The following is a 12,560-nucleotide window of genomic DNA, read 5'->3' as shown; positions in this document are numbered from 1 at the left end:
GCCCGACTGGACATAAACACTCGTGTCGCCGCTGCTGATCGCTTCCAGTTCCGACGTCATGTAGCCGCTCAACAGATTGATCCGCGAGTCGTTAATCTGGATGTCCCCGGGCTCGTCGCTCCGGGTCAGCAGATTCACGGTGGATGCGTCCACGACGATCTGCCCCTGATTGGTCCATTGGCCACCTAGGTCCAACGTCGAGTTGCCGGACAGCCCCAGATTGGCCGAATTCGTCCAGTTACCCGCTAAGCGCAGCGTCGCACCATCGATCGTGCGATCGGTTTCAATCGTGTAAGTCCCGGAGAGGTCCAGGGCGGTTCCCGAGGCAATCGATACATCACCGAGTGCTCCGGCCAGCCCGTTCAGGTCCAGGGTTCCGCGATCAAGCACCATCGAACCACGGTTGGACAGGCTACCGCCTCGCACGCGCAGCGTGTTTCCGCTGGACTGCGAAACAATCGTGCCCAGGACGGTCAACGGTCCGCCGGCACCAATGGTCGTGAAGTACGAATTGGAGGCGTTTCGAACGGTGATGTCCTGTCCGATGGTCAGGCTGCCGCCGGCGGACGGGTAGATACGAACGTCACCTTCATCGTCCGAGTTTCTGGCATTGTAAAGTTCGATGGTGCCCGTGCCGCGAAGGACCTGATTGCCGCCGGAAAAACTCAGCCCGGTGTTGTAGGTGTTACTGCTGCTGGTTGTGGTGCGTTCAATCCGCATGAAGCCGTTTAACGTCAACCCATTTTGAATCGTGACCAGTCCGCCCGTCTGAACCAAGGCATCGCCCTGGATGGTCACGCCGTCCAGCGTTCCATCATTGCCGGTGGCAAGCAGGCTTCGCCCGGCGGATCCAGGAAGGATCATCGCACCGCGAATCGTTCCACCGGCCAGTTGGACTTCCCCGCCGAATTCGATGGTCGTTGCGACATCCAGCACGCCTCCGTTGACTTTCAAAATCCCCGCACCGGAGAGCTTGTTGAGTTTGGCGCTGCCGCTGAAGTCCACGGTCGCGCCAGCACCGGTTGCCAAGTAGACATCATCTCCCTCTCGAGGCAGTTCGCCGGTGTCCCAGTTATCAGGATCGTTCCAATCCCCACCGTTCTGATTGATGAACACGGAATCCGCATCGAGAACCGTAAAGTCCAAGACAGCGTTGTCTCCGGTTCCCAACGGATTGCCCGCCGCATCGGTCACCGCGTCTTCTTGGATGAACAGTTGGTAGTCGCCGGGCACCAGCCGAGCAAAGGTCAGTTGCACCTCGCGGCTGTACTTGCGGACCTGGACATCGATGATCGGAAACACATTGCCGGTGGGCGAACTGACGATGTCGATCGGTTCGGCATCCGGTCCCACCAGACGAAAGTTGTCCGCGACCAGCGTGGACTCATCCATGGTCTCGTCGAAACCCAACCGCAGCGTCCGGAATCGCTTGCTTCGCAGCCCGCCTGGCTCCGGGTTGGAGACAACAAACACCGGCGCGGTGGTGTCGGGCACCACCTGGACCATCCCCGTGCTTTCGCCCTCGGCGGTTCCGCCGGCCAGCGGGGCCGGGACCGGATCGGTCGGCTGCAACACGAGCGTCTCGCTCAGACCGATGTTTCCTCCCGTATCGGTCGCGCGAACCTGCACTTCGATCGGCCCGTCAAAGTCTTCCAAGCGGGGTGCCCGGATCGAAAAATCCTCGAACGGGAACGAGACGTCGTTCCGAACGACTTCGCCGTTGACCAGCAATTCGACGCTGCGAACCTGACCGCGGCGGGCAAGCCGAAGTGCTTCGTTGTCCGGATCGATGGTTCCGTCGTCGACGTCAAACACGTCGACTTCAATCGGCAGGAACTTGCCTTCCTCGATTTGGATGCCCGGAGTGTCCGGATCGATGTCCAGCGATCCCGCGATCGAGACCGTGGGCGCGACACCGCCGCTGTCAAATGATTTGAAGTTCGCGACAATGATCCCGGCGTTCCCGGTTGCCGTGTAGGCGACCCCGGATGCGATCTCCACGGCCCTCGGGGTCTCGGGCAGAATGAACCGCGTCAGCAGCGCGTCGGGATCCAAGTATTTGATGTCCGGATCGGAAGCATCAATTTGAAAAGGCGCTGTCGTGTCGAACACGTCCAACACATTGGGAATCGGACCAATCGCGCCGCCGATTGAGATTCCCAGACCGGCGCCGTTGGACGCGATGTCAATCCCGCTACCGGTGATGGGAGTGTCGTAGGTAAAGCCCTGTGCCAGCAGCACCGGTGCCGTTGGATCGGAAACGTCGACCGTCATGTATCCACCGCGGCTCACTCCCGCCCCGGCAATCGTCGAGGCGTAGACGAATCCCCCGCCCGCGAAGATTTCGTTCGGCAGACTTGGAAGCTGCAGCGTCGCCAACGGTTGCAAGGTGAAATCGCTGGCGTCGACGACATGAAGCACGCGGGCACTGTCGGCGAAGTACAGCGTGGATCCTGCACGATCCATTGCAACCAATTCGGCGCTGGTAATCGCCAGGGTCTTATCCAGCAGATCGCCCGTCTTCAAGTCGTAGGCGAGAGCCTTTCCGGCGACCATCGTGTAGGCAACGCCTTCGATGACTTCGACTTCGCGGACATTGATATCCACTTTCTCGATCAGTTCCGGCATCATCGGGTCAGAAACGTCGACCAATTGAAGCCCGCCGGCACCGGTCGCCACCGCGGCGATCATCAGGTTGGAATCCACCGAAACATCAACGGCGTTCCCCAAATCGATTTGCCCCAGCACGATCGGGTTGTCGAATTGGGTCGCGTTCAGAATCGCCAGCCCCGCCCCGGTCGCCACGTAAGCGGTCTGGCCTTCGGGACTGAGAATCGATCCCTCGATCACCAACTCGTTCGCGGTTCCGCGAAGCGGAAGCGTGGAAACAACCCCGGTCGGGAAGGGACGATTGTCAAACGGATTCAGCCCCTGTTGCAATTCCGCCAGATCGCGAATGCCGTCGCTGTCGGTATCGGCGCGGTTGAACGCCGTCCCGACGATGCTCTCGATTTCGTCATTCAACCCGTCACCGTCGGTATCGATGACCGGGTCTTTGGAGATCACGGAGATCGGAGCGGTGATTTGCGCCCCGTTGCCCGGGGTTTGAAATTCGACACTTCCGTGTTGGCCGGTGACCAGGCCGTACACGGACAACCGGTAGTTGGCATTGGCCGAAATAATCTGACGATCGAAAATTCGATCCACCACATCGGTGACGCCCCGAATGACAAATCCGTTGTCCAGGTTTTCCAACTTGTAGTAGTGCCGGCCCGTTTGCACCGACAGTTCATCGGTCGCGCTACGACCGAACAGTCCGCCACGCTGTCCGACCACCACGTTGCCGCGCAAGATCACGCCGGGTTGGATCACGTGCCAACCGGGGGCCAGGATGCCAACGCCCGGATCGGATTCGACCGCCATCCCGTCCTCGCGGACCGTCCCGCTGCCCACCGCGACCCATTCACCGGCGTCGTGGTCATAAGAGAACAGCAGCGTCTTTTCCCCCGGTGCCAGGCCTTCGGTGTTGGGGAACGTGATCGGAGCCGGAACATCGAAGTTCTCCGCACCGGGGGCCTGAATCGACACGACCAGGTTCGCATCCAATCCGGGCGGCAAGGGTTCGGGCAATCGATCCGGCGGTACCGGGACGACGAAGCCCGTGGGCACCGGATTGCCTTCGCGATCGACCGCCGACCCCGGCGGAAGGTCCAACGAAAACAGTTCCAACATCTCCGGGTCCAGATCCGGGAACACGTCCTCGGCCAACTGCATCGTTTGGGGCTGAAACTTGAGCGACGTGGTCTCTACTGTCGAAAGCGCCTGCGGGGCATCGGCCGGAACGACGGGCAGAAAGATGTTGAACCCTTCGCCGTTCTTCGACAGCGGTATCGCCTGGCCGGGCACGGTTTTCAACGGCTTGGCAACGTACGTGTAGGCACCGTCTTCGGGGGCGTTGGTCGCTTGGGAACCATCGATGCGCACGAAGACTTCGGGCGCGGGCAAATTGTCCAGGTAGAAGAAGCCGGTGGCATCGGTGGTCGCCCGCAAATTGGGTGCCCCCTCGACCGTCAACGTTGCCCCGGCGACGGGAACCACGGTCGGCGAGGTGGACTGCGACGGCGACTTAGAGAGGTCGTGATCGATGAATTGTCCCCAGGCAACGAACAAAGACGTCAACCCGGCCGCGTTGGTGACCTCGGTCATTTGTGGGAACAACGCGTTGGAAACTTCACGCGGACCGGGGCGGTCGGCGTCCGCCAATTCGGAGATCCCATCTTCGTAATTGACGGTGAAGTTTTGCTGCAACGGTGCGCCGGCCCGTCCCAGACCGGGATTCAACGGATTGTTGCCCACGCCATCGATCCGGCGGTCTTCATCCGGCGATTCGCTGGCCGAAGATCCCGCCGGCATCGGCCCCATGGGCAGTGTGCCGTTGGACAGGACGTTGGCGGGCAGACTGGAGATGTCTGTATTTCGCACGACCAGGGCCGACAGCGTCGTGGCGCGAATGTCACTTAGCTCCTGATCGGTGAACCGCTGGTTTTCATACCAGAAACGATCTCCATCGCGAGCCCGACGGAATTGATCGGTGATGATCGCCGCAAACAGTTCACCAACCGTTCCGCCACTGACGTGGTCCTCCGCCAAACCTCCGACGAACAGGTCCACCTGATCGACCGAACCGTAGATGGTCTCCAGTGCTGCCGCGACCGTGACATCGGACGTGAGTTGTTCGAAACTCGAGATCGGGTCGAAACCGAAATCGACCCGCGCCTGGTTGTAGCCCGGCAGGCCCAGATCACGTCCCCGTTGAATGTTGATCGAAACCAGATCCAGCCCGCCGGCCCCGGGAGGGCCGAACAAGAAATTTCGCAGTGCATCGATTTCTTGCGTATCAACTTCGTTGGCTTGCTGGCCGATCAGCCCCAGAATGTAAGGCTCGATGCCGTCATCAAGCAGCGTCTGGGAGTTGAAGAAGCCGTTGACCAGAGGCAAAGCTCCGCCCGGCAAACTGCTGCCGTCCTCGTTCAGTCGCAGAATCTCGTCCGTCGACATCGAGTGTCCCAGACGGAAAGCGGCTCCGGAAAAGGCTGCGGAAATACTGGGGTCGACGTTCGAATCGTACCCTTCGTAGTTGCCCAGCGGATCGTCGCCCAACAATGCCGGCAAGAACTCGTTGTAGGTGATGTGCTGGATCACGCCCCCGACCCAGCGCCGCGCCGCCTGGTAGAGTTCCTCGCCTCGCAGATTCGGATTCGACACACGAAGTTGATCGGCGTAGCGATTGTGCTCGCGAACGAGCAACGTGTGCAACGAAGCGAGTCCGGGGTTTTCCGTGGCGCGAATGTCGCCGGCGGCGAACATCGTGCTGTCGTCGAACGGCCCCTGGTTGTCGACCTCCAGCGGCCCGTCGGGAAAGTTGGTCGGGTCGTTCAGTGGCAACAGGTCGCCCGAACCCACCTTCAGTTTTCCCGAACCGTCCATTGCCCGCAGCTGCGTCGCGCGTGCTTCGTCGGATCCGTACACCATGCTCGCGTCCAAGAAGCTGGTGATCAGGTTGACGTGCTGCCGAGGGTTATCCTGGCGATCACCGGTCGACCCGACGAACCGGGCCCGCGTGAACGGGATCGTCGCGGTGCCAGTGCCCATCGGGTCGAAATAGGGATCGCCCGTCGGAACCGCAATGGGCAGGACTTCGGCATCGACGGTGCGGTGGGCGTCAAGCACGTATCCGCTGACAGACGTCCCTTCAATCCCGGTCAGCGGCGAAGTCGTGAAATCCGCGTGGCCCACACCGCCCGGAACGCCGTCACCGTCGGCATCGACGGGCTGGCCGGCGCGCGTCATCAATTTGTCACCATCGACAACAATGCGAACCTCCGTTGATGCCGGCAGTGGTACGTCGGGAAAGAACGTCATGTACCGGGCGGTGCTGCTGACGCGCGCGGTGCCGGTCAAACGTTCTCCGTTGGCAATCAAGTAGAACGAATCCTGCGTGACGGTCGTCGGGTCGATCTCGGACTCGAATCGCACCGTGATTTCACGTCGCACGTTCACCATCGGTTCGCCGCTGTACGGGGCGAACTCCGTGATCATCACCGGCTCCGTCACTGTGAAGGTCGACGTATTGGGCAACACCAAGCGATTGCCCGCCTGATCGGTGATACCAGCGGAGACCTTCAACAGAAAGCGATTGCTGGGCAGAACCTCGCTCAGACGGATGCGGACTTTCGACGCGCTTATCCGCTCCGTGGACGCGATCGCGACGGACTGGCCGGCATCCGGACCGGAGTTGATGATCAGGCTGTAGGCATTGTCCAGCGAAGCGGCTTCGCTGACCGGTTCGCTGAAATCAACATCGAAATAGCTTCCCGTCCTGCCGTCTTGCCAAGACAGGTTGGCCGTGAACGCGGGACCGGTGGCGTCAAAGGTGAATTGGATCGCTGTCAGCGTCGAGACGTTCCCCTGGGCATCGGTCGCTTGCAGATAAAGCGTCTGTGCCTTCTGGTTCAGACTTCCTCCCGCCAACGTCGCCAACTGCGGCCGCGTCAGGGTGAAGTTGCCACTGGCGGGATCGAACGAGATCTTCTTGAAACTCCCAATGGCGGATGCGTCAAAACCGCCGCGAAGGATGACCCCCGCACGGTCGTCCGAAACCGTCCCGACGATGGTCGCATCGGACGTCACGCCGTCGGTCGGATCCGCGCCCGTGTCATTTGCCAGCCGCGCCGTGACCTGAGGCGGCACATCATCGACGGGAGACCGGCGGATGAACGGATAAGAACTCGTGGTCCGATTGCCTGCCGCGTCGATCGCCGTGACCGCCAACAGGTTCAAACCGCTGACCAGAACGACATTTTCAAATGCAAAGGTCCCGTCACTGGCCGCCGTCGTCACCGCGCCCGAGGTCCCCAGTTGCACGGAAGAACCGGAGTCGGCTTGTCCGACCAGACGCACCGTTCCCTGAGTGGTGATGCGGTCGCCCACTGGTTCACTGTCGGATCCGACATCCAAGTCCAACGTCGCCGCCGAGGGTGCGGAAGTGTCGACCTGGACCGTCAGCGGCGTCGACACTTCGCTGCGGTTGCCCGCCGCGTCCTCGGCTACCACGGTGATCTCGTGCGCCCCATCACTCAGAACGCCGGTTCCCAACACAACCGATCCCCCGAACGGGACCTGGACTTGAGGAACTCCGTCCACCAATAGTTGCAAGCCGTTTCCGGAATCGGTCGCCACAACAATTCGAGGCGCGTTGTTGGCGGTCAAATCGTCGTCGTCGCGAACTCCGGTGTCACTGATCGCCAGAAGATCCGGCATCGCCGGACGCGAGGGAGATTGCGTGTCCAACGTAAACAGGACCGTGAATGTCGACGAAACATTCCCATGCTCGTCTTCGGCGACCAGATTCAACTGGTGCTCGCCGTCATCCAACGCTCCCCCATACACCTGCTCCAGCGTTGGCACATCCAATATCAAGTTGCCATCCACATCGACCAACGTTGCTGCATCCAGCGCGACATAGTTTTGCTGATCCGCCTCGCCGAATGCCGCACGCAGAGCCACGATGGGACTGGCATCGGTGATCACACCGGCGATGCGTGGATCCGAGGTGATTCGGTCCTGATTGGTTTGGCCGCCCGGCGCCGTGTCGCGAAGCAATCCCGCGGTGATGACGGGCGGCATCGATTCCAGCACCGACTCCGATTCCGGCGTCAACGTCGTCGCCAGCGTCGGGCCGGCCTCGAATTGCCGCGCCAGTTCATTGACCACCTGCAGTGCGTCCCGGGGAGAAATGCTTCCATCGCCGCTGACGTCGTAGAACATGCCGTTCCAGTCTTCGGGATCCATCGGCGCAACGGTCCCGATATCGGTCTGACGTCCCAAGCGGTTGATCACTCCCAGCGCATCGATCGGAGTCACCCACCCGCTGTCGTTGACGTCGTATGGCAGCGTCGGGCTTTGGAAAGCAAGCGATCCGGAAGGCATCGGCCCGGCCTCTCCTTCCGCAACGGATGACGCCACCACGCCGGTCACTCGAGTCGAATACTCGTAAGGAGCAAACGTCATGTTGCGTAGCGTGAACAGTCGTGGGGTCGACAATTCACCGGGTCCAATTCCCGTCTCCGGAACGTCAATGTCAAAATAGGGTTCGCCGGCATCGCTGTACCCGTCCGGGTTGAATGCCATGATGTGAGGCGAAAGGTCGTACCAGTAAACGCGCATCGGACCGCGCAGCGTCGCGTCGGAGATATTCACCACGGAACCGACGAAAGAAATCGTGCGAAACCGCGGATTGACTTGGGGCAAGCTGTACTTCAGCGCCACGAGATCGCTGATGTCCGATGGGCCGGCAAGTTCCAGATTGAATACGCCGGTCGACTGCGCATTCGCATTTCCTGCTCCATCAAGCACTTCGCCGGCAACCAACGTGACGGTCACTTCCCCGCCACTGAGATTGCCGCTGTATCCGTAACGCACCAAACCGGGCGTCGTCGCGTCCGGCGTCGCCGTGTTGACCGTGACACCGCTGATCGTGATGTCCGAAGCGCCGAACGAAGTCTCGTCCAGAGACTCGTCATCCGACCACTGGATTTCCACGTAACCCGGATCGGCATTGATCGTTGATCCCGGAGTCGGCGAGACCAAGGCGCCCGTCGGAGCCGTCAGGTCCAAAATGTCAAACGTGAAGCTCTGCGACGCCGAAACGTTGGTGTTGCCCGCCAGGTCCGCCACTTCACCGGCAACCAAAGTCACCGTCACCGCACCTTCACCCAGCGAGCCGCTGTACGCGTACCGCACCAAACCGGGCGTCGTCGCGTCCGGCGTCGCCGTGCTAACCGTGACGCCGCTGATCGTGATGTCCGAAACGCCGAACGAAGTCGCATCCAGGGACTCATTATCCGACCACTGGATTTCCACGTAACCCGGATCGGTATTGATCGTTGATCCCGGAGTCGGCGAGACCAGAGCACCCGTCGGAGCCGTCAGGTCCGGAATGTCAAACGTGAAGCTCTCCGACGCCGCAACGTTGGTGTTGCCACCAAGGTCCGCCACTTCACCGGCAACCAAAGTCACCGTGACCGCGCCTTCCGCCAGGTCACCGCTGTACGCGTACCGCACCAAACCGGGTGTCGTCGCGTCCGGTGTCGCCGTGCTGACCGTGACCCCGCTGATTGTGATGTCCGAAGCGCCGAACGAAGTCTCGTCCAGAGACTCATTATCCGACCACTGGATTTCCACGTAACCCGGATCGGCATGGATCGTTGATCCCGGAGTCGGCGAGACCAGAGCACCCGTCGGAGCCGTCAGGTCCGGAATGTCAAACGTGAAGCTCTCCGACGCCGCAACGTTGGTGTTGCCACCAAGGTCCGCCACTTCACCGGCAACCAAAGTCACCGTGACCGCGCCTTCCGCCAGGTCACCGCTGTACGCGTACCGCACCAAACCGGGTGTCGTCGCGTCCGGTGTCGCCGTGCTGACCGTGACCCCGCTGATTGTGATGTCCGAAGCGCCGAACGAAGTCTCATCCAGAGACTCATTATCCGACCACTGGATTTCCACGTAACCGGGATCGGCATTGATCGTCGATCCCGGAACCGGCGAGACCAGGACGCCGGTCGGCGGAATCGCATCGGTTTCCAAAGTCGCCGTCGCCATCACCATCAGTTCAGCCATCGCGCCGCCGTCGTCGCGAACGCGAACCGTCACCGGGAACTCACCCGGCTGAGAAAAAGCGAACTTGGAGGAGATCAATGAACGTCCGTTTTCTTCCGTGATGCTGGCGTCGACGAAACCGTCACCCCAGTCGACCTGGGCGGTATGAACATCCGAGAGCCCTTGGTCAGAGAATCGGGCCAAGAGTTCAAACTCTTGATTGACGCCTCCTCGCGGTCCGACGGCGGTCAAAAATCGCGGCGTGGCATTCTCCACCTGAACCATGATTGTCGTTGCGGCCTGACCGCCGTCGTCGTCCACGGCGGTGACGGTCACCGTAAACAGGCCGTCATCCAGGTAGGTGTGTTGTCCAAAAATCGATGCGATCGTTGGCTTCCCATCGCCTCCCGGAGACGGCGCGACGGTCGCCGGCTGGACGGGTGTCCCATCACCCCAGTCGATCGTCGCCGTGAAGGTTTCGTCCGTCAGAGCGTCTTGATTGCGGAATCCGGGATCGGACAACGTCGCCAAATGAAAGCGAACTTCATTGCCTTCGACAAGCGACACGTCGTCGACGCCGCTCAACGTTGGAGCGACGTTGCCGATGTTTGCGGTTGACGATTCGGTCGTGACTTTGCCCGTCGCGTCCGTGACTCGCATTTGAACGGTGTACAGGCCGTTGTCGGCATACACGTGTCGGGCAAGGATCTCGCCCACGCCCAGTTGTTCATTGACCAACGCGACTTCCGAGGCACCGTCTCCCCAATCGATCACCACCGTGTGGGGATCGGTGTTGATCGGGTCCTCAAACCCGGCCGAAAGCGTGATCGCGTCACCCTCGTCCCCGCTCACATCGGGCAAATCGATTTCAACGGGCAGCCCTTCAACGCGAACCGTCACGGTCGCCTGAGCGTTGCTGTCGGGCGTCCCGTCATTGATCGTGTAGGAAAAGGTTTCCGTTCCCGCGAATCCGCTGGCCGGCGAGTACACCAAACGCTTGTCGTCTTCGATACGGAGTGTCCCCCCTTGAGATCCCGGGGTGACTGCGATGACGGTAAGGTTTTCCCCGACGTCGGGTGCGATCGAGTCATTCTTGAGCACGTCCAACACGATGGATTCGTCCCGGGCCGACAACGCGAAGGTGTCGTCGTTGGCGGTGGGAGGATCATTGACCGATGTGACGGTCACCGTCGCTTCGGCCGACTGTCGGGTTCCGCTGACCGTATCGACCACGGTGTAGCTGAACACCTCCTCGCCGAAGAAATCTTTGGCCGGGGTATAGTCCACGCTCTGCCCCGCAACGATCGCCAGCCGACCGCCAGCCGATCCCGCACTGACCGACACGATCTCGCCCGCCACCAGTTCATCGTTGGCCAGAACGTCGAAGTTGGTCACCGGGCTATCTTCCGCGACGGTGAACTGGTCATCGTTCGCTTGAACCTGCTCCGCTTGAGGAATCCCCACCGTCAAGATGCGGACGGTCGTGCCGGCATCACCATCATTGTTGACCAGCCGAAAACGGAGCGTCGCGACGGTGTCCGCTGGAATCTGGGAGACGTCGACCGTGACCGCAGCGGCGCCCGCTCCGGCCGGAGTCACCTGCACGTTGATGCCGCTTGACGCTGCCTGGCCGTCGGTCACGTTCAGCAACGAACTTCGCCCCGAGCCGTGGGGCGATACCAGGGAAAAGCCTTCGGCATCAAGCAGTTCTACTTCGAAGGCGTCATTGATCGCTCCTTCCGAAGTGGTGTCAAAATTCAAGTCCTCGTACTCGAAGGTCAGGGTTTCCGCACCAGCCGGAACGACAAAGGTTCGACTCAATGAAACGCTGAACGAGTCGCCTTCACTCAAAACGGCGGCCCCGTTGTCGACCGAGACGCTACCGGCCGCGGTCTCGCTTCCGCCGGTCTGCGCAACGGTCCAATTCTCCAGGTTCGCGGGGAATGGTTCGGCAACGGTGGTTGCCGTGGCGGCAGCGGGTGCAGGCTGCGGTGCATCGGCGTTTGCCTGATTGTTCGCGGTGCCGGTTCCCTCGTCTGCGTTTGTCGAGCTATCGGCGGAAGGCGGATCGGTCGTCGGACCCGTCGTCGATTCCCCTTCCGCACCACCGGCCGAAAGACCACCGCCACCACCCCCTCCGGCGCCGCCAGCACCGCGCGACGACGAGCTGATTCCCATTGCGGCGCCGTCTTGCGATGTCGCCTGAACCGTCAGCTTTGCCCCGGAACCTCCGGCCGGTTCCCCGCCCCCGATCACACTGGAAAAGGTCCCGAGGGTCGGCTGCTGGCCCGGCGTCGATTCGGCGCTCGAGTCCTGCGCCGGTAGCGTGCCCGTCGTCCCAACCAACCCGCCGCTTGAAAGGGCTGCATTGAGTGTGGGCGACAGCGCTTCGCCGCCCAAACCCAATCCAACCGCAAGCGGCTGGGCCTGCCATGGGCGGGCTTCCCCATCGAGCGGCTGCAACGACCTCCCTTGGTCCTGGTTTGTCGCACGGCTGGCAACTTCAGCTTCGCCGGTGCGTCGGGGGATTGCCGTCGTCGAGTCGGGGCTTTGGTCGCCCGTGACAGATCGCTGTGCCAACGAGTTGGAAAGTGCCGCGGCAGCCAGGGCGGCGCTCAAACCCTCAGCGGGTAGAGGCATCATCGACCCGGGGGCCGACCGAACCTCGAGCGTCTCGGCCATCCGCAACCGTTTGCGAATCTTGTCCAACTGCTTCTGGCGGATCGCTCTCGGATTCCTGCGTTGAATCCGCCCCGTCAAAGAGCCAAACGCACGCTGCCTGCGTGTTGCAACCATGGGTTCATTCCCAGTCAATCAGGTGTCGATCCCGGCGTCTTGGTCCGGATGTACCGATGAATCTCGCCCCGAAGGGGGCCAAGCATAGCACCCCCCAGGGGCGCATT

At 61.4% G+C, this 12,560-nt stretch carries 1 protein-coding gene; it reads right to left on the bottom strand.

Annotated features, from left to right (window positions below; translation table 11 throughout):
• Window positions 1–12,453, bottom strand: a 12,453-nt coding sequence (locus FYK55_RS25580) for a peroxidase family protein (protein WP_201743809.1), incomplete at its 3' end; no start/stop codon positions are given.
• Window positions 12,454–12,560 lie beyond the last annotated feature (107 nt).

This window comes from Roseiconus nitratireducens, from assembly GCF_008629675.1.
GTDB classification, from domain to species: domain Bacteria; phylum Planctomycetota; class Planctomycetia; order Pirellulales; family Pirellulaceae; genus Stieleria; species Stieleria nitratireducens.
Note: the sequence above shows the minus strand (reverse complement) of the source record. Positions and strands in the feature narration are given on the sequence as shown.